Origin of the sequence: Microcystis sp. 49638_E5 (assembly GCF_021300285.1) — a bacterium.
Lineage (GTDB): Bacteria > Cyanobacteriota > Cyanobacteriia > Cyanobacteriales > Microcystaceae > Microcystis > Microcystis aeruginosa_C.
The window spans coordinates 1-23,301 of the sequence record NZ_JAJTDH010000004.1; the positions used below are offsets into that span (position 1 = coordinate 1).

The following is a 23,301-nucleotide window of genomic DNA, read 5'->3' on the forward strand; positions in this document are numbered from 1 at the left end:
ACCCAACGATTGTCTTGGGATAATTTCCCCTCAAAGGGCAGCTCGAAGTTTTCTGGTGGGGTTGAGGGTAACTCGCTTTTACGGTACATTAGCACTAATTAGAGAAGATGCAAGAGTGATGCAAGGGTTTTGAGCGATTCTAGCAGATTTAAGTGCATTTGGGAAGCTCTCAATCAAGCTAAAAGCCCTTTCCTGTAAGGTTTTTCCCATTATTCAGCAAACCCTAAATAAAGGCAATCTCCTGAATACTGATACTAAATCCGTTGAGTATAGGCTACATATCAGGAGAGGCACTCATGCAAGAGGCAAAAGGGAGAATAAATAATCGGTTTTTAATAACTGGATTTAGCATGAATCCTGAATACTGATTACTGTTTACTGATAACTGATAACTGAAAAGTTTCGCTAATCTTTAGATAAATTGCCAGAAACATACCAAGTAAAACCACCACCGATAACTGCCATAACTGCTAAAGCTAATAGTACTGGTCGGAGTCCGAATTGAGTTTCGGCGATACCCGCCACGGCTAAGGGTAAAGAGAGGGCAATATTAACGGCATTATTTTCTAAACCAAAGACTTTACCGCGCATTTCGGGGGGTGTATCTGCCTGTAGGGTGGTTTGCATGGGAACCCCGACTAAAGCGGCAAAAATCCCTAATAAAGCGGTCATAGCGAAGGCTAAAATTAAACTCTTTGTGGCTAGAGATAAACCGATTAAAGCTGCCGCCATACCCAGGGAACCCCAGAGACTTAATTGGGTGTGGGAGAATTTTTGGCCCCAATAACCCAAGGTAATCGCACTAACTGCCATTCCTGCACCACAGGAGGCTAATAAAAAGCCGAATTGAGAAGCTTTTAACCCGGGTAGTTTTTCGGCCATACTGACGGCTAATACTGATAGAGCGGCAAAAATACAGAATAAGATGACTAATTGAATCAGAGCGTTACGAACTTTATGATTTTTGTTGAGGTAACGAATGCCGTCGCGGATATCTTCCCAAACATGGGGCTGTTCTGCGGTAGGAATGACATATTTTTCGTTAGTTCGCAGGATAATTAGAATTAAACCGGCAATTATATAAAAAGCACCGACAATCATCACTTTGCCAATATCAAATTGTCCGGCTCTCGTGCCGAAAATGCTATCGGCAAAAGCTAATAGAGGTTCACCGATGGCAAAACCGATAATTAATACTGCCATGGTGGTTAAAGTGTTGAGGGAATTAGCGGGTAGAAGATGACGACGTTTTACCACTAATGGCAGGGTAGATTGTTCGGCGGGGGCAAAAAATTGGGTTAGGGTGGAGACAAGAAAAGTAATGACTAACAATAGGAAAAAACCGAAGGGTAAGTTAAATTCTCCCTGTAACCGGTAATGCCAATTTCTTAAACCGTCAGGCAACCAACCGAGGGGAACGGCTAAAGTTTGCTCGCGCACTAACCATAATAATAGGGGAATGATGAGGACAAAAGCCCCGCGTAAAAGGTTAGAAATAACTAAAACTTGTTTTTTTAACCATCTATCAACATATACACCCGCCACCGAACCCACTAACACCGCCGGAATTGTATTAGCAATCATTATCGCCGATACCCAGCCACTAATCGATTGATCGGCTTCTTGGTAATGGGTGGCAATTAGGGAGATCATCAGGACTAAATAGAATTTATCCGCTAATTGGGAAAAAATTCCCCCCGCCCAGAGAGTGAGAAAGCGCGGGTTTTTTAGCACTGGGGCAAAACCCTGACTAGGATTGGATTTGGGCGCACGTTTAGGCAAGCGGTTCATGGTTTCTGCGTCGGATTGCCTCGGTGAGGAATCGGAAGAATTAAAAACAGGAGTGGAAGAGTCGCTAGAATTAGCGTCGCTAGTTTCTGAGTCAAACAGTTGCATTATGATGATTTTTGCTATCTGTTTAAAATTCTAAGGGAGATAAACCCTCAACTAATGCCGAGGAGCGAAAAGTTTTTCCCAGATGATATTGAGTATAGCGGCGCAGCAGGCGATCGAGGTTAATCCAAGCTAGTTCTGAGGCAAGGTTTTCTGGTGGGGGAAAATCGGTTTTTCCTAGGCATTGCAGTAATTGCAGTTCTTGCCGCGTCAGTTTACTATCGATTTTGGGCGGGTTGATTGTTTCTGTGAGGGCAGCTAGATCTATTATTCCCCCTGCCTCGAAACTAAATCCTAGGCAATTTTCCCCAATTAAAGCTTTTCCCGTCAACAGGCAGTTATGGACTTGCGGCACTAAACCGGCAATTATTAAGAAATGAAAAATTGCTTGACAAAGGTAGGGAAGTATGTATTGATTCTCGTCGAGGACTTCAATTCTGGCCAGATGGCTGCAGATTAATTCGTATAATTCCCTCTGGGGTTGTTCGCTCAGTGCGATCGCCAAAACCAGCTCACAGAGGTATTGACTAACGGTTAGTTTGGCGAGATTTTGACTTAATTTCGGATAAGATTCGATAGTTTCGGCTTGAACGACCTTATCTAGGGATTTTCCTGCGACTATTAACAGATTATTGACCACAAATAGTTCACTTCTACCCCGGAGGGAAGATTTATACTTGCGCGCACCTGGAGCGATGGCTCTAATTAAACCATATTCGGCGGTCAAAATAGTTAAGAGGCGATCGGCTTCTCCGAAGGCCATTCCTTGCAGATTGATTCCAGTAGCTTGATAGGTACGAGACATCATTTAATAATTAGGGTTTGCCGAACAAGTTTGTTGGTGGGGACAGGGTGTGGGGTGTGGGGTGTGGGGTGTAGGGTTTTACCGATTTTGAGGGGGTCAATTACCTAATTTTCAGGGAAAAAGTCCAGGAATTTTCCCCCCGATCACTCCCATATCTGGTACTTTTTGATTGACAAAAGCTGTAAAAGTCTTAGCCAACAAGGTTTTTAGATTTTTTCGGCAAACCCTAGCTAATTGTCTCCCCAAGAAGACTTGAGCTAATCACCAAGCAAAGGGGAATCAGTCATGACTATGGAGGTTAGCGGACTCGAACCGCTGACATCCTGCTTGCAAAGCAGGCGCTCTACCAACTGAGCTAAACCCCCGATATGGTTTTTGAGACACTCTCGTTATTATAACCTATAGTGAAAAATATTACAAGTAAATTTTCCCCTTGCCTGCCATGTCTTATCTAGTCGCCACTTTTTACCAGTTTGTGGCTTTGTCAGATTATCGTCAAAAACAGCCAGAAATACAAAAATACTGCCAAGAAAGAGGAATTAAAGGAACTATTCTTCTGGCGGCCGAGGGGATTAATGCAACGATCGCCGGGAACCGTCAAGCGATCGCGGAGGTGATTAGTTGGTTAAAAACCGATACTCGTTTAGCTAATCTAGAGGTGAAAGAGTCTGTTTGTGATTATTTGCCCTTTCAACGCTTAAAAATTCGCTTAAAAAAGGAAATTGTGACTTTCGGTCAACCCAAGGCTAATCCTCTCGAAAAAACAGGAATTCATCTCAAAACTGAAGAGTGGAACCAATTGCTGAAAGAGCCGGACGTGGTAGTTATCGATACTCGTAATAATTATGAAGTGGCGATCGGTACTTTTGCAGGAGCGCTTAACCCAGAAATCCAGCATTTTCGCCAATTTCCTGAGTATATTCACGACAATTTTGATAGTATTAACAATAAAAAAATAGCTCTTTTTTGTACGGGGGGAATTCGCTGTGAAAAGGCGGCAGCTTTTTTATTAAATCAAGGCTTTTCTCAAGTTTATCAGCTAGAGGGAGGTATTTTGAAATACTTAGAAGAAGTTAGTCCCGATCAGAGTCTTTGGCAAGGAGAATGTTTTGTTTTCGATCAAAGAGTGGCCCTAACAGCTAATTTAGAGGTAGGACATTATGAAATGTGTCCCGCTTGCGGTCATCCCATCGATGAAAAAGATAAACAATCCCCCAATTACCGAACGGGAATATCTTGTCCCTATTGTAGTTGATTTTATCCTATTTAGTATCTGGTTACTTTTTCTTGCGGATTTGTGTACCAGAAATCATGTCATGAAGGGCGCGTTTTTTCTTTGTCCAGGCTGCCAGCAAAAAGCCCAAATATAAGGGAGCAGTGGAGAGAAATTTTAGTAAGTAGCGGCGATTGGCTCTCGCAAAAGATATGCGTCGGCCTTGGCTATCGGTGACGAATAAATCAAAAAACATTTTACCAATAGTGGCTTTAAAAAGATATTCTAAGAAAACATAATATAACCATTTAATCACTATTCCTAAACCAAGAGCAGTCAGGATGGCAATATGTTCGTGAGTAAAGTTAATTTTGGCTTGAATATTATAGATAATTGCCGCTATAAATAAGACAAAACCGATAATTGTTGTTCCAACTGCACTTAATCCTGCTGCATAGTAAACCCAGATTTCTTTGGGAATATCAAAATCAAGATTTAAGTTTTTAAAAGTTGACCATTGTTGTAAGCGAAAACAGATATAACCACCTAATAAAGCGGCGATAATAAGAACGATAAAAGAATCAATTAAAGAAGCTTTTAAACGGAGCCAAAACCCAGCATAACTGGGAGAAATTGCAGCGAGTAAAGAAATAATTGCAGGATTGGGAATAGAAATAATTTTAGGTTTTTCATGAGAAGAATTTTTAGTTTTTTTAGTTTGATGGGGATTGGCTTTAATATCGGTAATAATTTTTAGCAAATTTTTGGTATCTTTAGGTCGATCAATAGGTTTTTCTGCCATTAAATTATCGATAAAATCTGCTAATCGAGAAGGGATTTTTGTGGCATATTTACGCCAGTTAAATTCATTGGTATTAATATTATAAATTTTCGGGTCACTGGGTTCTTTACCGGTTAACAAAAAGACGAAAGTTTTGCCCAAAGCATAAAAGTCTGATTGGGGGACAGAGTGACCACGAGATTGTTCAGGAGGAGCATATCCGGGGGTATAAATTCCTGTATTTTTGCCTCCTGCTAGGACAGTTTTAGTCACCTGTCGTGCTGCTCCAAAATCAATTAAAACTAATTGACCATCGGGTTTTAAGATAATATTAGAGGGTTTGATATCACGATGATAGAATTTATGTTTATGAACTTCATGGAGAATATTAGCTAACTGAGTTAACCAATCCAAAGCGAGATTATAATCAATCGGTTTAAATCCTCTTTGTTTTTGATATTCTTCTAAGTCAATACCAGCAATTTTCTCCATGACTAAACAGTGTAAAGCAGTTTGACTCTCCCGGGGATGATAAATAAAATAGTTTTCTCCTTTGGGAATACCGGGGTGATTTAATTGTTTTAAAAGATTGGCTTCCTGTTGAAATAAATCAATAGCTTTGCTGGAATCGTAGGTAAGAACTTTTAATACTTTGGGTATTTTACGCTCATCTATCACTTCATAGGTATTACCAAATCCACCTTTGGCACTCAATAAATTTGTGACTCGATATTTACCATTTAAAAGCAAGTCGGAACCACAGGATTGACAGTAACGACTCTCCGTGATACTTTTCGGTTTAGGACAATGAGGATTAATACAAAAACTCATAGATTTTATTGGTAGAGTACAAAATAAAGTTGATGATTAAAATATTCCCTGATATATTTAAGGTTGGTTGCCAAGAAAAAAGCCGCGCAATCCCAAAGTGACCACGGCACTTAAAAAAGCTACAACCATGGGGATAATCAGAGATTTAAACCCTTTCAAGTCCGCAATATCTTTAACTAGGATTGCATAACTATCTTCGACTTTTTCCAGTCGTTTATCCATTGTTTCGACTTTCTGATCAAGAGTTTTAATATCTCCTTTGATTTCTGTGACTTCCACCTTTAAATCATTAACATCTTTTTGGAGACTGTCAAATTTTTGATTAACATCTCTTTGGAGACTGTCAAATTTTTGATTAACATCTTTTTGGAGACTGTCAAATTTTTGATCCACATCTTTTTGGAGATTATCGATTTTCTGATCCACATCTTTTTGGAGATTGTCGATTTTCTGATCCATATCTCTTTGGAGACTGTCAAATTTTTGATTAACATCTCTTTGGAGATTGTCGATTTTACTCTCGATCCTTGTCAGGACAGATTCGAGAGAATAGGTAACGGTTTCGCTAGTTTGTGTCATGATTAAAAACCTCTTGTTGATATAGCCAAATATAATTAGGTTATACTAAAAAAATTTTTCGTTGGTGTCGGGTTTTAGCCATGTTCAGGAAAAAAGTACCTGAATTTTCCCCCCGATTACTCCAATGGCTGGCACTTTTTGATTTCAAAAAAGCCTAAGGATATTATCCAACAAAGTTTTTAGATTTATTCAGCCAACCCTAATTATTCCCCTATTGCCTATTGCTAGAGGCCAAGGACGATTTTGCTACCGAAAAAATTCCATTGTGGCCAGAGATCGATCATGGTAATTTAAGAAAGCGATCGGGGAACTCTAACAGGGAAGATCCCGACCCTAACCAGGGAGTGACTGTTTAACCGTCTGTCCTATGTACAAGTCTATTACTGTTTTAACGCTGCTGACGGGAATTATCGCCGTTGATGTGGTTTTAGCTCAATCCACTGTTAATCTTCCCATCACAGTTAAACGGGGAGAATCCTACGAAGGATTATTGACTAGAGCATCGCAATTAGCCGAGAAAACTATCATCAGTCGTTTTAATCAACAACAGGGTATTAATAAAATTGATTTATTGATAACGGCCGAAAAATCAGGGGCGATCGCACCTCTCCTCTCGGTGAAGGTATCCCGTCAAGATTGGTTTGGCAACCCTAATATTCAACGCTGGGCTAATGTTTTTCCCTTTGGCAAAGCTCTCCTTGGTTTTAGCTCTCCCGCACCCGTCGTCACCCCGAAAAGTCCCCCCGCTGCCGTTAATCCCAGTCCATCTCCAGCACCATCTCCCACCGCTACCACTCCTCCCCCTGCTTTACCCTTCGAGGATGAGCCGAATAATGCTCCCCAAATCCCCATTCCTAAGCAAAGATTAACCACTCCAGCTAATCGTTAATTGATAGGAAAAGCATGGGCTTTCGGCAGATATAAGTAGGGCTTGCTGAATAAATCTAAAAACCTTGTTGGATAAGGCTTTTAGACTTTTTTGACCTCAAAAAGTGCCGACCATTGGAGGGATCGGGGCTAAAATTCAGGTACTTTTTCCCTGAAAATTAGGTAACTGACTACCTCAAAATCGGTAAAACCCTACACCCCACACCCCGCTGAAACCAGTCTAGGGGAAAAATATCATCTTCTTGGGCGGTTTCTGTCCAACCAGTAACACTCTCAAAACAAGTCCCCGTCAAGTTAGCACCCCTCAAGTCCGCTCCCTGTAGATTTATCTCTTGTAAACGCGCTCCCGCTAGGTTAGCACCCGCTAAATTAGCCCCGCGTAAATCACTACCCGTCAGACGTGCCTCGCTAAAATTAGCCCTTTCTAAATTGGCCCCCTGAAAGTCCACCTCTTTAAGAAAAGAGCCGCTAAAATTGGCTTCCCTTGCGGAAATCTGACGACATTTAGCCCCACTTAACCGCGCTTCCTGCAAATTAGCCCAATTGAGATTGACTTTATCTAGGTTTGCCTCCAAGAGATTAACTAAGTATAAATTCGCCCCGCATAAATTCGCCCCGCATAAATTCGCCCCCCGGAGATTAGCATGGGAAAGATCCGCCCCACTTAATCGCGAGTTACGCAGGTTAGCCTGTACCATAAAGGCCCCGGTGAGATTGGCTTTGGTTAAGTCCGCTTCCACTAATTGCGCTTGACTTAATTTGGCATAGGTTAAATTCGCCCAATTCAAACTCGCTCCCCGCAGATTTGATTTAGTCAGAAAAGAGCGGCTCAAATTAGTTCCGCGCAAATTGGCCGCAGCAAAATTGACAGCGATTAGAGTCACTTGTTGTAGATCTAGACTCATCAAGTCAATGCCTAAAAAATCCCGTTCTCCTTGTTCGTAGAGTCTTAGTAACTGATTAACTTTCATCTCCCTTCTTCTACTTATAAGATGGTGGTTAAGAAGTAATCAACAAAAGCACCTAAAAACTTTGTCCGATAACTAACTCAGCTTTTAGATAAGAAATTTATCAGGCTCTCTTTTGAGTTTATGTAAAGTTTTTTGTCGATTTTTTAAGAGAAGATAACGCGAACAGCAAGTTAATTTTCATCATAGTTAAGTAGCTTGGCTAAAACAGTTGGACTGGTTTTTCCAATTCTACCCCAGTCCATCGGGTAATTAGTATCTAACATTACTCTTGTTAAAAAACTTATCTATTGTTTAAACTCGATTATATTTAACTCAGCTAATTCTCCGTACTTTCTCGGATCAGGGCGGTAGAGCCGAGAGGACTTTCAGGGTATTTTTACCCAAATCATATTAAATCCGGTTATTAAAGACTGATTATTGATTGCCCCTATTGCCTATTGCCTATTGCTTTTTGCCTGTCCTGATATATAGCCTATACTCAACGGATTTAGTATCAATAGAGACGTTGCTAGGCAACGTCTCTACAAAAGTGGTATTTAATCAAGTTACTCAGAAACAGACAGAGGGGAAACCTTTTGGGCTTGAGCGAGATAGTACCATCCCGACGGGACAAATACCAGTGCGCTTAAGGTGGTTCCGACCACCCCGATGGAAATACAGATAGCGAGGGGTTCCCAAAAAGCGCCGCCGTAGAGGAATAATGGCACAAATCCCGTCACGGTGGTTAAGGTAGTGGTGAGAATGTGACGGGTGGAAGCAATGACCACTTCCCGGATTGCCTTGCGTTGGCGTTGAAGATGGGGCGGTAAAGCTTGTAAAGCCGCTACCACGACAATAGAATCATTAACGGAAACCCCAACTAAGCCGATAGTGCCTAAAATCGACATGAATCCTAGGGGATATTCAAATAACCAGAGGGAAAATAAGGCTAGTCCAATTGAACTAATACCGACGACAGTAACTAGGGCAGCAAGACGGAAGGAGTTAAAAGAAAGAACAAGAGTTGATAGCATTAGAATCGCCAAGACTCCCACACTAGCAATTAGATTAGCCACAGCTGTATCTCTTTCTTCTTCCTCTCCGCCAAATTCGAGCCGATACCCTGCCGGAAGGGAAAATTTGCCCGATTCTAAGTTTTGGCGAAATTCGTCTAAAACCGTTGCAGCGATCGCATCAGCTTGAACATAGGCCTTCACCGTATTAATTCGCTTGCCATTTCGTCGAGGAATCGTGGCTAATTCGGGGAGAAAATCAAATTCTGCCACGGAGGAAAGGGAAATATTCGCCCGTTCAGCAGTGGCGGAATTACCGAGAATATTTAAAGAGGCAATTTGTGGCAGTTGCTCGCGATCGCGATTACCGACTCGGACTCGCACGGGTAATTCTTCCGTTGCTTCTAAAATCGAGCCACCCACAGAACCTTCTAAAAGGTTATCCAATTGGCTGGCGATCGCCGCATTATCCAAACCAATCAGTCGAGCTTTTTCTTCATTAATTTTTAAGGCTAATTTAGCTTTAATTTCACTTAAATCAGCAACAGAATAGGTTATTTCGGGTATTTTTGCCAGTTCTTCCCGTAGGGACTCGCCAATTTTCCTTAACATCTCCAATTCTGAGCCATAAACCCTAATTTCGATCGGGGCGCCCACCGGTGGACCCTGTTCTAGGGGGCTGACTAATACCCTTGCCATCGGTAGAGCTTGACTTAATTGTTTTTGTAAGGTTTCGATCAATTGGGGTTCATCAGAAACTTGCCGAAGTTGAATCAATGCTTGGGCAAAATTAGGAGAGTCTTTGACGCCATCGGAGAGATTATAGTAGAAGGGGGGAGCATTACGCCCTAAAAACCAGTGAACTTCCCCAATTTCTCGATGATCTAGCAGTATTTTTTCAGCTTGAGCCACTTTTACCTGAGTTACTTCTAGGGTTGTGGTGGGGGCCAGTTCGATTTCTAGGGTTAACTGATCTCGTTCTGCCGGCGGAAAGAATTCTTCCGGGAGAGTGCCAGCGACAACAAAGCCAGTAATTGGGACAATCAAGCCAATAACCAGACCTAATACGGGAAAATAGAGAATTAACTTCAAAATTTGGCGATATAACCCCGTTAGGAGCGGTAAATTAATTCCCGTATCCCACCAATGGGTTTTTGTCTGGTGCGATCGATGAGTCAGTTGATATAAACGTAAACTGAGGACAGGAATAATCGTTAGGGACAAAATTAGAGAACTAACCAAGGCTAAGATCACTGTTTGGGCGATAGTACGCACGAATTCGCCAGTGCCTCCTTGCAAAAGAGCGATCGGCATAAAAGACAAAATCGTGGTTAGGGTAGAAGCTAAGAGGGGAATCCCTAACTGTTTAACGGTTTCAGCAACAATATGTTCGTGAGCTATTCCGGTCCGTAGTCCTTTTTGCAGTTCATCGACAATCACAATAGCGTTATCGATCAAAAGTCCCAAAGCAATAACAATTCCTGTCACCGACATTTGATGTAGGGGAATTTGCCAGAGATTCATACCGGCAAAGACCATCAGGATCGATAAAGGCAGGGATACACTTACTACCAAGGCGGACTGCCATCCCATCATCACAAAAGCTGTCCCCATGACACAGAGTAACCCTAGGATCATGTTGCTGAATAATCCATCGAGTCGGTTAGCCACATAACGATTTTGGGCAAAAATTATCTTGAGGCTCACACCTTGGGGGAGAGAAGGGCGAAACAGGTCTAACTTGGCCTGGGCTGCCGCTGTCCATTCGTCTATGCGTTGCCCCGATTCCATCATAGCGGCCACCACAATAGCCGGTTTACCGTTAATAATGGTTAGTTCTGGTGGTGGTTCTTGAATTCCCTTGGTAACTAGAGCGATATCTCCTAAACGGGTAAATTGTCCCTCATTACTGTAACGAATCGGAATGGCTCGAATCCGAGAGAGTGATTCTAAACTGGTATCGACTTCCAATAATAAATTATTGCGATTACTGCGAAGTTGTCCGGCGGCAACCTTGGCATCACTGGTTTGAATTTGTTGGGCAACTTCGACGGCGGTTAGGCCCAGGGAGGATAATTTCACCGGATCGATTTCGACTAAAATTTCCTCGGCCGGAACCCCGACTAACTCGACCCTTTCGGTTCCCCAAAGGGCTTCTAATTCATCGAACAGTTCTTGGCCAAGTCGGCGTAAAATAGCGTAATTAGGAGCGGTATCTAGATCCCAAAGGATGGCAGTCAATAAACTAAAGGCTTTACTATATCCTTCTTCGTATAAGGGTCTTTGGGCTTCTGGGGGTAGTTGCGGGATGACATCGGTAATCCGATCGCGAATGCGTGACCAGACGGGATCCACATCAGTCACTTCATCTTTAAGTTCAATATTGACCGTGGAACGCCCTAATTCTGAGGAGGACTCAATCAGGCTAATTTCTTTGATGCTAGAGAGAGATTGTTCAATTTTTTCGGTCACTAGGGATTCGACCCGATAAGGACTGGCACCGGGTAAATTGGTGGTAATGGTGGCACCTCGATTAATTGTTTCGGGATCTTCCATGCGCGGCAAAATTTGAAAGGAAGACAATCCCCAGACAATAATCAGAATTAAGGTAAGAATTAGTAATCTAGGTTTACGTTCAAATAAGTTATTCATTGGAGATTATTAGGGATAATAAAGCTGATTAATGACCGCTGACTACCAAATTTCCACCATTTGCCCGGGTACGATGCGGTGAACCCCTTCGACGATCACTCGATCACCGGAGGTGAGCGTCCCGCGCACCAACAAGCGATCGCCTTGAATCGCTAGAACTTCTAAATCTTGGCGTTTGACGGTAAATTGTCGAGGATTATCGGGATTAGCTTCTCCTAGAACATAGGAAGACCATAATCCTCTCGTGCCTTGTACTAAAGCTTCTGTGGGCAACCAATAGCCCGATTGTGGAACTGATTGAGATAATTCTAGGCTGACCACTTGCCCCGGAATCAGGCCCTGAGTCTGATTTAAACTTAAAATAACCGTGGCGGTACGGGTAGTTGGATCAATTTGGGGCAAGGTTGAAGTGACTTGTCCTGTTAATATTTTGTTACCAATTTTTAAACGATGTTTACTGCCAATTGGTAAGTTTTCGGACTGGTCAATGGGAACCCCTATACGCGCTTCCAGTTTATTACTTTCCACTAAACGAACGATCGGATTACTTGCAGAAACAACAGTGCCAATATTGACGTGAAGGAGGGCAATAGTGCCATCGTAGGGGGCTTGAAGTTGGCTTTTCTCAATCTCTAATTTAATATTCTTCAGTTGGGCATCAAATTGGTCAATAACGGCTTTTTGCAGAGAAATCAATTCGGGACGAGTACCAGCTTTGAGTTCATCTAATTGACTTTGGGCTTCATCAATTCTCGCTTGTTGTGCATTAACATCTGTTTGCACTTCTTCGAGTTGTTCTCTAGTAATTGCCCCTTCTTGATACAATCCTAGCCGTCTTTGGTATTTAGATTGGGCTAAAGCTAATTGTTCCCTGAGATCTCGGACTTTTGCTTGGGCTGCAGCGATACTTTCTTTCCTGGAACCAGCTTGTAATTCTTGCAGTTTAGCCGTGGCTTGCGATCGCTGGGCGATGAGTTCTTGTTTTTGTGCTTCTAAATTGCGTGTATCTAGAGTAGCAATTAAAGTACCTCGGCGTACCTCTTGACCCTCTTGAACCAATAAACTAATTAATTGTCCCGAACGCTCAAATCCTAGTTCACTTGTCCGTTTAGCCACAATATTACCCGTATAACGGCGCGGTTCTTGGTGATGGGTGACAGGACTTAAAGTTAAGGTTCGCACAGGTAAGGCTGCCGTCTTGCTCTTATCGATTGCTAACGAAGCGGTTTCTTCTGAGGTGGTGGATTCAGAGGTGTCTTCTAAGAGGACATTCCGCAGGGTAGGATAGGCAAAAACCGAGGTGGCCGCTAGGATACCAGTAATAATTAATCGCCAGGGCAATCGCAGTTTTTTGATGGCAGTTTCTTGCTGTTTAGTGACGGGATTGGGGGAAGTCATAATCTAGTTCCAAATGAGTAGGGTTTAGTCAAAAGTAATAACAGATTAGCGAGGAAAGAACTATTTTTTGATCGCATAAGGCCGTAGGACAAAAGCCGCTGCTAGGGATAATATACCGGCGCACAAAAAGGCAATTTGTACCCCCCAGGGGTTATCAGGAGTTTTCCCGAAAGAAAGGATTAATCCTGTTAGAAAAGACCCCGCACCTTGGCTAAATTGAATTAGTAGCCCCCTAGTTCCAAAAAATATTGCTTCTCGTCCCATTCCCTGTTGCTCCGCATCTTGATCGATAATGTCCGATAACATGGCATTCGGCAGACTAAAAAAGCTGGCTAGAGCTAAATTAGCGATGATCGAAAGGATTAACCAGGGAATCAAAGAATCTTGCCACCAAAAACGACCACAGGCCATGGCAATCATACCCAGACCAACCCAGATTAAAGAACCTTGAAAAACCAGTTTTTTGCCATATTTTCGCGCTAAGGGTAAAACCAGGGTAAATCCAGCCAAGGCACTACCGACGATAATAGTATTAATCACGGCGGCAAAACTTACCTCTCGTTTGAGGAGAGCAATTACTAAAAAAGTCGGAATCACCGAGATAATACTAATCACCATCCACGCCAAAATCATGGTGATCATATAGATACAAAAAGTCCGATTGGTAAAAGCCGCCGTTAAGGTGGTTTTAAAGTTAGGATATTTCCCCTTAGAAGGACTATATTCTTCTTTTTCTAGCAAGGGCATAGCTAGAGTAATTAGCCCAATAAGACTAATAGCAATACCCATTCCCTGAAAGCCATAGCTATCAGTTAACCAAGGGGCAATAATCCCACCAATGGTGGCACCAACTAAACCAAAAATTCCGATTTGAGTTGATAATTTAACTCTTCCTTCTGGGCTTTTAGCGAGAGTGGGCAACCAGGCTAAATAGGGAACATGATAGGATGCCATACCCACATAAAACACCCAAAGCATGGTGACTAAATAAATGAAGTAAGTGGTTTGATTTAAGTTATTAGGGGGATTAAACAACAGGATAAAACCACCAATTAAAGGGACTAAACTGGCCAGTATAAATGGTCTTCTTTTGCCCCAAGGACTCCAAAAGCGATCGGAAAAATAACCGACTACTGGCTGCACAAAAGCCCCAGCAATACGGCTAATCATTATCGCTATCCCCACTAAAGCAGAGGGCAATAAAATGGATAAGTTATAGTCATTGGGAATGCCGGGGTCGTAGCGATAAATTAGCATGGTTAGAAGGGCATTGTTAACGATAAAGTTACCAAACCAACCAGTGATATAAGGAAGATAATCTATTCGGAGATGTTGCCATTTGCTGGAAGTGCTAGAAGTCATTAGAATTGGGGGAGAGATGGGCAGTTAGCAGTAGATTGTTAGGCTTATTTAAAGAAATTCGTAGCGACCAGGTGAGAGAATGCGATGGGGATCCAAGCTGTCTTTAATTTTCTGGATTAAACAACTATAATCGTCTTGGGCTGCGGGTAAACTATTCATAGAGTGGGTACTAAGACGGTAGGGATAATAACCTTGATTGATCAATTCTGCCAACATTTCATCGTGACAATTTAAGGCTTTTTGGTCTTCGCCTTCTAGCAATCGATCATAAAAAATGGCAGCATTGATGTTAATATTGCGCTCGGTAACACAGTTAATGCCGATATTGGGTTCATAACCATATTTTTGAGCGATGCTGCTGATAATATTGAGAGCATTTCTGAGATGATTTCCCAGAAAAGGAACAGCGGGAACACACCAAATCATGCCACAGGCATCCAGGTCTAAATTCAACCTATCGGTGGGGGGCGTTTTTTTGCGCCAATAGGCCATCTTCAGCACTTTTTCGGTAATCATTCCTCGTTGGGGATTTTTGTGATAAATTAAATCCACCTTGTCCTTAATTTCCACACCAGTAAATACTTTAAAAATGGGACTCATTTTGCTGGCCATTTTGAACTTATTTTCATCAAAAAACATAAGTTTATTGACAATTCCTTTCAAGGCTTTTTCAATTAGGTTTCTTTCGACTTTTCCCTGTTCTGGTGAAGCCGAATATAAAGCACCTTCTCCTATCCAAACACCGCCACCCCATTGATGACTTAATTGTTCTAATAAATCGGGGGGTAAAGGAGTTTTTTCTTGGCATTCCTGCCAGGGATATTGTTGTTGAATAGACAACATTCGGTAGTTATTATTAATGTGGAAGGTGGTTTTAATTACCCCTGCCATTTTCAGTTGACGTAGTTTGTCGATCAATAACTCTAATTTATTTTCCTGATCGATGCTATAGAAAAAAGCCTGAAAATATTCAGGATAGGGGGTTAACCAAAAAGTCATTTTGGTGACGATTCCCAGGTTAGATTGGGTAAAAATTCCATCAAAATAAGGACCGACTCCCCAACGATTGACCGCCCCTATTTGGGAGTTTTCAAAGCGATTAAATCCCGTATGAACACATTCACCGGTGGGCAAAACTACTTCCATTCCACAGACATGATTAAAGCGATCTCCCAAAGGTCCTTTGGCTTCACCTCGTTCGAGAATATTGCCAATAATACTAGAATCAGGAGTCGAACCGGTGACACTCATTAATAATTTATTGCCATTTTTCTGCAAAAAATCGTAGAGTTGTCGCTGAGTAACACCCGCTTCAATAGTTACATAAGCTAGGGTTTCATTATAATCCAAAATCTGATTTAATCGACTCAAATCCATTAAAACCGAACCGGTGCGGCTAGGAACTCGCGAACCATAACCCCAATTTTTACCCGTACTAATAGGATAGACAGGGGTTTGATAGCGATTAGCAATTTTTAGAGATTCTTGGACTTCTTGACGATTACCTGGGCGAATAATTGCCGGGATTTTAGCATCGGTTTCGTAGGTAGCGGTCTCGGCTTCTAGGCGTTTTTTGTTATCGGTGCTGACATATTCGGAGCCTAATAAATTTTCCCATTCTTGTAGAGCGTTAGTTAAATTGTCGCTAATAATATTTTCGGAAACAATTAGAGAGTCCATAGTATTTTTTTTCTCCTTGAAATTCAGGTATGAGGGGTAATTAAAGGGCCGTAGGGAACCGGCCCTGCTATCCGTGGCAATTAACTTTTAAGCGGTTGCTGTTTGCGAGAGAAAATTGCGCTAAAACTAGGAATAAAACGGGGAGTATTGGCAAAAACTGCTTGATAATTGGTGTCTTGACTCAAAGCTTCTTCTTCAGCTGGAATGCGTTGGATTAATAACCAAGCATTCAGGAGACTAAAGACTATAGATGTCAGATAAGCGGTATGAAACAAGGGAACCACCGCTAATTCCGTGATCATGGCCCACCAGTTAGGATGACGGATATATTGATAAATGCCATTGTCGATCACGGGTGTCTGAGGAACCGTGACCACCTGATGAATCCAGCGATCGCCCAAGGCTTCAATGGAGGCATAGCGGAGCTTTTGAGCTAAAAAAGTAGTAATTAGCGAAAATAAAGCCAATGCTGGAATAAAAGGTCGATCGAGCAGATAAACTTCCCCGATCATGCAAAGCATCCAGCTAGATTGGAAAATCTTGACGAATCCCACATAATTAGAACTATGCAGTTTGCCACCTTCCGCTAAGACTTTGGCCATATTCTGTTTACTCAGACGAGTAACGCGCACTCGTTGGACAATAATGTAACTAATCAGGGCAATGAAAACTATTTGGCTTAACATCCTTAAATATCCTTAGAATTGAACTAAAATGGCTTCTTGAGCAAATCCAGGCCCCATGGAAATTATTAATCCGTAGGAACCCGTGGGAGGATGGGGACGGGAGAGGGTTTCATCGAGAATGCAGAGGATAGTAGCAGAGGCAATATTGCCAATTTCTGCCAAAATATCCCAACTAACCTGTAAAACATCCGGTTCTAACTGAAATTCTTCAACTATTGCATCGAGAATCTTTGGACCCCCCGGATGCACCATCCAACAGACAATTTCCTCGAGGGAAACTCCTGTTTTTTCCAGTAAAGATGTCACCGCTTTTCTCACCCCACCCTTGACGTAATCAGAGACTTCTGGGCGAAGAATTTGGCGAAAACCGTAGTCTGTTAAAGGTAATGCCATTAAATGCTCTGTGTGGGGCATTAACAGCGATTGAGTGCCGATAATCTTCAGTTTTGCTTTACCTTGCTTGACTAAGGGATGTTCATCTCCCGCTAAGAGAACCGTGCCGACTCCATCGCCAAATAAAGCCGCTACCACAAGGGTCATAATGATATTGCTATATTGAGACGGATCTTCGGGTAATTGTCCCAATAATTCCGTTAAATCGCTATGAATTGACCCTTGCCAAAGGCCAGAGGAGGGATCGGTGGTAAACAAAATCGCTGTTTCGGTGGGATGTCCTTGCAGATAATCGTTTACTCTGGCTAATCCTTGGGCGCCTCCCAAACAGCCGACACCCGATAACGCTTGCCGCTTGATATCGAGGGAAAAATCTAGACGATTGAGGAGTAAACTTTCTAGGGAAGGAACGGAAGGAAGAACAGTAACGGAAGTAACTAGGGAGATTTCTTTGGGAGAAAGAGCGGCTTTTTTGAGCAAATTAGTTACTGTCGATGTTACTAAATCCATAGTTAGATCGACCATTTGACGAAAGGGTTGGGCGATTCCGGGAGGATTATCGGCATCGAATTCATCTAGGGGAATAGTGAAGTATCGCCCTTGAATTTTGACATTACTGAAAAAACGATGAATTTGTTCTAAATCAAAAAAGGTTTGTTCCTGGAAGTCGAGTTGATTTTCTCGGCAATAATCTTGAAGAAGATTAGCACAATGATTTCTGATATTGACTTCTAGAACTTCTTGGGGATAGTAATGTTCTGGAAAACCAGTAGCTGTCTCAATAATGTAGGGCATTGGAGTTAAGATAGAGGGATTTCAGGGGGTTAATTATGGTGGGAGATTTAAGCCAGTAATCGGCGAGCTAATCCTTGGGCTTGGCGTATATAACCCAATTTGTCAATCACTAAGGAGTGAGTACCGCTATGGTGTTTATTTTCGGCGCTTAAATTGGCACTAATTTGACGTTTTAGCTTTTCAAATTTATAGACAAACCGGGATTTTTTATCCTGAGCTTGTAGATAAGCGGCCACTAAATTACTTTGTTCTTCAAATACTCGCCAGTGGGTGCCAGTGGGATGAACCATTCCGATGACAAACAGGTTATTTTCCTCTGGGTGAAAAACATTCATATAGAGGTTAGGCTGGGTGGTTCCTTCTTGCCAATTTAAATCAGATTTGTCAATAAAAGAAAATTCAATTTTGTAACCAGTGGCGTAGATAATCAGATCAATTTCTTCTGTACTGCCATCGGCAAAAATAACATTCTTTCCGTCTAATTCTTGGATATTAGGCTTATGGGTGACATCTCCATGCACATAATAACGATAGATTTGTTGGTCACTGTTGGGAATAATTAGATCGTTACTTTTACAGTCTGTAGGAATATTGAGTTTTTTGAGATTAACTCCTTGTAAGAATAGAGCTATTGGTGATAATAAAGCCATCATTTTCATATGTTCTTGCGCTGGAATTAGATTCATGATTGGCGTGTTAATCATCACCCATTCTGGGGGCAAACCGAACAAAAATTTCGGCATACAGAGAAAGCCACGACGGGTACTATGGAAAGTTTTACTGCCATTGATAGCGGCTTCGACGACTAAATCCATGGCTGATTGTCCCGCTCCAACTACTAGGACTTTTTTAGCATTTAGTTGAGCGGGATTATCATAATCTTTTGAATGGATAATTTCCCCGTCAAAATGCCCAGAAAATTGAGGAATATTCGGTTTACTATGATAACCACTAGCGATTAAAACCCCTCGGTATCGTCTGGTTTCTTGGTTGCTAAGGGTGACATCCCAAAAGTTACCCACCTTTTTTACTTTCTCCACGCTGAGATTAAATTCCATGAAATCATAGAGATTGAAATGAGCGGCATAATTGCGAAGATATTCATAGACTAACCGATGATTGGGATAATCTGGGTAATCTTTTGGCATGGGAAAATCGGAAAAAGGTTGTGTGGTTTTATGACCAATCAGATGTGTATTTTTATACATTGGACTATCGGGACGATCATAAATCCAAATACCCCCAACATCCTGGGCAGATTCGATAACATTAAAGGGAATTTTGGCTTTGCTTAAGGCTCTAGCCGCCGCTAATCCTGCGGCACCAGCCCCAATAATACAGTATTGCTCTTTGTAATCTAAAGTCATGATTTTTCTCCCTTGAATAGTTGGTTGATTAGGCAGTCATTTGTTCAGGAAACTCTCGTAAACTTTGGCAAATTATTTTCATAATTTTCTCCGTATGTTGATTGATAAAGAAATGTCCTCCCGGTAAGGTATGCAGGACAAAATCTTGATTGGTTTGCAGTTGCCATTGTTGTAATTGATCGGCAGAAACCTTGGCATCGTTGTGGCCTCCAAAAACGGTAATAGGACAATTTAAGGGTTGACCTTGTTGATAAGAATAGGTCTCTAGGAGTTTGAAATCTGCTCGTAAAATTGGCAAAAAAGCCGCCATTAAATCGGGATGTTTGAGGAGAGTTTCTGGGGTTCCTTGAAAATGACCTAAAGCTGCTAAAAATTGCTCATCTCCCAGACGATGAATGGGTAAATCGGGATTGACAATTTGAGGCGCTCGAAATCCAGACATAAATAAATGTTGGGGTAGATTTTGCCGAGTTTTAGCTAATTCTCTGGTTAATTCAAAACTGATTAAAGAACCCATGCTATGACCAAAAAAAGCATAAGGTTGGTCTAAATAGGGAGTCAGAATCGGAATGAGACGATTAATCAGGGATTTTAGCGATGTAATCGCAGTTTCCTGAAGACGCGTTTCGCGTCCGGGTAGTTGAATCGCCCACAATTCCACTTGCTTGGGGCAGTAATTCAGCCAATTTTGGAATAGGGAGGCACCCCCACCGGCGTAGGGAAAACAAAATAGACGAATGCTGGCGTTAGGATTAGCTTGTTTGCGAATTAGCCAAAGTTTCGGATCATTAGAGATATTTTCGGCTTTAGTCGTCTTGATTGGTTTTTTCTGTTTTGAGGGGAGAGGAGTTTTGTGGCTAGTTGCAGGTTGGGAGTTTTGGGTGATTAAGTTGAATATTTGCGGTAAAAACTGCTCAATACTCAATCCCGCTAGGTATTCCACGGGAACAATAATTTTTAAATCCTCCTCTAGTTGACGTCGTAATTGACTGGACATGAGAGAATCTAAGCCTAAACTAGAGAGCGGTTGCTTGGTATGTAGCTTGACCACGGATAAACCAGTAATCTGTTCTAAAACACCGATAATGTAGGTTTCTAGTTGTTTAAGCTGTTTCTCTGCGGGTGTGGCCAACAAAGAGTCAAGGGTAATTAGATGACCAGAAGATGATGCGGTGGTGGTTTTGACAACTTCTGGCGGTTGCGGCGGTGTTTCTAGGAGATATTTCGACAATTCAGGCAATAATTGCGCTTCTTCTGGGGTCAAGTCGCCTGTTTTTAGCCAATAACTACTTCTTTCAAAGGTGTAGGTCGGTAAGATACAGGGTTTACTGTCTTGATTGGCCGTTATCTCTTGCCAATTCAGGGCGAATCCCCGCAGATAAAGCTGACTGACACTCTCGAGGATCTGTTGTCGGTCAGAGGTTTGACGACGCAAACTGGGCAACCAAAGACAAGAATAATTTTTATCCAGTAGGCTGCCCATGCCCGATAAAACGGGATGGGAGCCGCATTCGACAAATAGCTCATAACCGTTGTCCAGTAAGGTTTTTATCCCATCGGCAAAGCGAACAGAACACCGGAGATGACGACACCAATAATCGGGAGTAGTGACCTCAAAATTGACTAAGTTGCCATTAAGGTTAGAAATTAAGGCTCGTTGGGGGGGATGATAGGTGATAGTTTCAGCAATTTGTCGGAACTCGTCTAAAATCTCCTCCATCAGAGGGGAATGAAAGGCTTGAGAGACATTTAACCGGGTAATTTTCAGATTTTTGACCTGAAGCTGTTTTACCAGGGTTTCTATGGTCTCTGCAGCACCGGACAGGACAATATTATCCTGACCATTAATAGCGGCAATAGCGACCTGAGATTGATAGGGGGCAATTAAGGGACTAATTTCAGCTTCACTAGCCGAGATAACGACCATTGAACCACTTTTTCCCACAGAATCCATCAATTTAGCCCGATAGAAGACTAATTTTAAGGCATCTTCTAAACTAAAGACTCCAGCAACACAGGCGGCCACATATTCCCCTAAACTATGACCCATAACCCCATGGGGGCTAATTCCCCAGGATTCCCAGAGTTTAAAAAGGGCGTATTCGAGAGCAAATAGGGCAGGTTGGCTGTAAAAAGTTTGATTGAGATGATTTTCTTGGTCAATAATCTCCTTTAGGCAATAGTCCCCATATTGACGGAGAATCTCAGCACAGCGATCGAGTGTTTGACGAAATAGAGGATAACATTGGTATAGTTCCCTTCCCATACCGGGGTATTGAGAACCCTGTCCCGGAAAGAGAAAGGCAATTTTTGCCCGATTTTTGCCATTAAATTCACTTTTTTGGCGAAAAGAACTGGGTTCACCTTGAACGAAAGCGGCTAATTTTTCTTGAAGTTGGCAGTGACTAGAGACAATACAGGTGAAACGATGGGGTAATTGGGAGCGACTGCGATTGCTAGTAGCACAAATGGAGCTTAAAGCAATATTTTTTGCATTTTCTAGGTAATTTGCGTATTTTTGGGCTAGTTTGATTAAAGCCGATTCAGTCTTGGCTGAGAGGGTGAACAGATAGGGCGATGAATCAGGTGCCGCAGTCGTTTGAGGTTCGTAAGGGTATTCTTCGAGAATAATATGGGCATTAGTGCCATTTAAGCCAAAAGAACTAACTCCAGCTAAACGAGAAGAATTTTCACTAACCCATTCACGGTTTTTAGTCGGAACTTTCAGCGGTTGATTTTCCCAGTCTAGATGGGGTGTCGGTTGCTGGAAGTGGAGATGGGGGGCAATTTGTCGATGTTGCAAGCATAAAATCACTTTCATCAGTCCGGCAATACCAGCGGCCGCTTCTAGATGGCCGATATTGGTTTTGACGGAACCAACCCAAACCGGTTGGGGATTTTTAGCAAAAACTGTCGATAATGCACCTAATTCAATGGGATCGCCTAAAGAAGTGCCAGTTCCATGGGCTTCAATATAGCTAATGTCCTCTGGCTTTACCTGAGCATTTTTTAAAGCTTGACGAATCAATTGTTCTTGACTAAGTTGATTGGGAACTGTTAAACCGCTACTCGTACCACCATGGTTAACGGCCGAACCTTTAATTAGTCCTAAAATCAAGTTATTATCCCGAATAGCCGCAGATAAAGACTTTAAAACTATAATACCGCCGCCTTCTCCCCGCACATAGCCATTCGCTGTTCTATCAAAGGTTTTACAACGACCGTCAGGAGACAACATCTGGGCGCGGGATTCCATGATAGTAACGAAGGGGGTTAACATTAGGTTGACCCCCCCAGCTAGGGCAACTTCACACTCGTTATTGCGTAAACTTTGGCAAGCTAAATGAACAGCGACTAAAGAGGAGGCACAAGCAGTATCAACCGTTAAAGTTGGGCCATGAAATCCAAAAAGATAGGATAAACGTCCCGAAGCTACACTTTTAGCATTTCCCGTTCCCGTATAGGCATCAATCAGATCGGGATGATGGCTAAAATGGGAGTAATCTTGAGTCATCATGCCTATAAATACCCCCGTTTGACTTCCTCGCCGATTTAAGGGTGATATTCCCGCATTTTCCAGAGCTTCCCAGGCTAGTTCCAGCAGTAATCGCTGTTGCGGATCCATTTGTGCTACCTCCCGGGGAGAAAGACCAAAAAAATCAGCGTCAAATTGATCTATCGGTTGATTTAAGAAGCCACCGTGACGGGTATAGACTTTTCCCCTTGCATCGGGCTTAGGATCGTAATAATTGTCAATATTCCAGCGTTGCGGCGGAATTTCGCTGATGGCATCGGTTCCTGATTGCAATAATTCCCAAAAAGTTTCCGGTGAATTAGCTCCCTGGGGAAAGCGACAGGACATACCAATAATTGCAATTGGTTCATTCTTAGCTTTTTCTAGGATATGTAGCTTAGTTTTTAAGACCTTAATTTGATTTAAGGCATCTTTTATTAAGCTCATTTGATCAGTTTTGGCAGGTGTTTGTGTCATGGTAAACAGGTTATTTAGATAGGG

15 protein-coding genes and 1 tRNA gene are annotated in these 23,301 nt (G+C 42.2%); 2 read left to right on the plus strand and 14 right to left on the minus strand.

Features of this window, described 5'->3' with window-relative positions:
* Positions 1-405: 405 nt before the first annotated feature.
* The 3 genes from LW728_RS01330 to LW728_RS01340 all read right to left on the minus strand — a co-directional run bounded on the left by LW728_RS01330 (position 406) and on the right by LW728_RS01340 (position 3,063).
* Positions 406-1,896, minus strand: coding sequence for an MFS transporter (locus tag LW728_RS01330; RefSeq protein ID WP_287764821.1), 1,491 nt, complete (start codon positions 1,894-1,896; stop codon positions 406-408).
* Positions 1,897-1,918: 22 nt separating this feature from the next.
* Positions 1,919-2,701 (minus strand): DNA repair protein RecO, encoded by a 783-nt coding sequence (gene recO, locus LW728_RS01335; RefSeq protein ID WP_287664966.1) that lies wholly within the window; start codon positions 2,699-2,701, stop codon positions 1,919-1,921.
* A 289-nt stretch (positions 2,702-2,990) separates the two neighbouring features.
* A tRNA-Ala gene (locus LW728_RS01340) sits at positions 2,991-3,063 on the minus strand.
* A gap of 77 nt (positions 3,064-3,140) precedes the next feature.
* On the opposite strand from LW728_RS01340, the gene trhO reads away from it, so the two are divergent.
* The gene (gene trhO / locus LW728_RS01345) at positions 3,141-3,953 is read left to right on the plus strand and encodes an oxygen-dependent tRNA uridine(34) hydroxylase TrhO (RefSeq protein WP_004268551.1); all 813 of its coding nucleotides are present in this window, start codon (positions 3,141-3,143) and stop codon (positions 3,951-3,953) included.
* A gap of 22 nt (positions 3,954-3,975) precedes the next feature.
* On the opposite strand, the gene LW728_RS01350 is transcribed toward trhO, so the two are convergent.
* A complete protein-coding gene (locus LW728_RS01350; protein WP_287664963.1) occupies positions 3,976-5,523 on the minus strand; it encodes a protein kinase domain-containing protein in 1,548 nt (515 codons plus the stop codon).
* 57 nt (positions 5,524-5,580) lie between these two features.
* Positions 5,581-6,102 carry a coiled-coil domain-containing protein gene (locus tag LW728_RS01355; protein ID WP_287664961.1) on the minus strand — a complete coding sequence of 174 codons (522 nt, stop codon included), beginning with the start codon at positions 6,100-6,102 and terminating at the stop codon, positions 5,581-5,583.
* Between the two features lie 367 nt (positions 6,103-6,469).
* Between LW728_RS01355 and LW728_RS01360 the strand changes: the two genes are divergently transcribed.
* On the plus strand, positions 6,470-6,991 hold the full coding sequence (locus LW728_RS01360; protein ID WP_287664958.1) for a hypothetical protein: 522 nt from the start codon (positions 6,470-6,472) through the stop codon (positions 6,989-6,991).
* 169 nt (positions 6,992-7,160) lie between these two features.
* Here LW728_RS01360 and LW728_RS01365 read toward each other — a convergent pair whose 3' ends face one another.
* From LW728_RS01365 to LW728_RS01405, 9 genes are all read right to left on the minus strand, one after another.
* Positions 7,161-7,961: a pentapeptide repeat-containing protein gene (locus LW728_RS01365; RefSeq protein WP_287764823.1), complete on the minus strand. Its 801-nt coding sequence runs from the start codon at positions 7,959-7,961 to the stop codon at positions 7,161-7,163.
* Between the two features lie 545 nt (positions 7,962-8,506).
* Positions 8,507-11,605, minus strand: a complete 3,099-nt coding sequence (locus tag LW728_RS01370) for an efflux RND transporter permease subunit (RefSeq protein WP_287764826.1) — start codon at positions 11,603-11,605, stop codon at positions 8,507-8,509.
* 42 nt (positions 11,606-11,647) lie between these two features.
* Positions 11,648-13,003, minus strand: coding sequence for an efflux RND transporter periplasmic adaptor subunit (locus tag LW728_RS01375; protein ID WP_194013288.1), 1,356 nt, complete (start codon positions 13,001-13,003; stop codon positions 11,648-11,650).
* A gap of 60 nt (positions 13,004-13,063) precedes the next feature.
* Complete coding sequence (locus LW728_RS01380; protein ID WP_004158569.1) at positions 13,064-14,365, minus strand: MFS transporter; 1,302 nt, start codon at positions 14,363-14,365, stop codon at positions 13,064-13,066.
* 48 nt (positions 14,366-14,413) lie between these two features.
* Positions 14,414-16,045, minus strand: coding sequence for an FAD-binding oxidoreductase (locus LW728_RS01385; protein WP_004158566.1), 1,632 nt, complete (start codon positions 16,043-16,045; stop codon positions 14,414-14,416).
* Between the two features lie 80 nt (positions 16,046-16,125).
* A complete protein-coding gene (locus LW728_RS01390; protein WP_002731647.1) occupies positions 16,126-16,731 on the minus strand; it encodes an isoprenylcysteine carboxyl methyltransferase family protein in 606 nt (201 codons plus the stop codon).
* A 12-nt stretch (positions 16,732-16,743) separates the two neighbouring features.
* Positions 16,744-17,919 carry a type III polyketide synthase gene (locus LW728_RS01395; RefSeq protein ID WP_193976950.1) on the minus strand — a complete coding sequence of 392 codons (1,176 nt, stop codon included), beginning with the start codon at positions 17,917-17,919 and terminating at the stop codon, positions 16,744-16,746.
* 47 nt (positions 17,920-17,966) lie between these two features.
* Complete coding sequence (locus tag LW728_RS01400; RefSeq protein ID WP_287764830.1) at positions 17,967-19,286, minus strand: flavin-containing monooxygenase; 1,320 nt, start codon at positions 19,284-19,286, stop codon at positions 17,967-17,969.
* A gap of 28 nt (positions 19,287-19,314) precedes the next feature.
* The gene (locus tag LW728_RS01405) at positions 19,315-23,277 is read right to left on the minus strand and encodes a beta-ketoacyl synthase N-terminal-like domain-containing protein (RefSeq protein ID WP_287764832.1); all 3,963 of its coding nucleotides are present in this window, start codon (positions 23,275-23,277) and stop codon (positions 19,315-19,317) included.
* Positions 23,278-23,301: the final 24 nt, after the last annotated feature.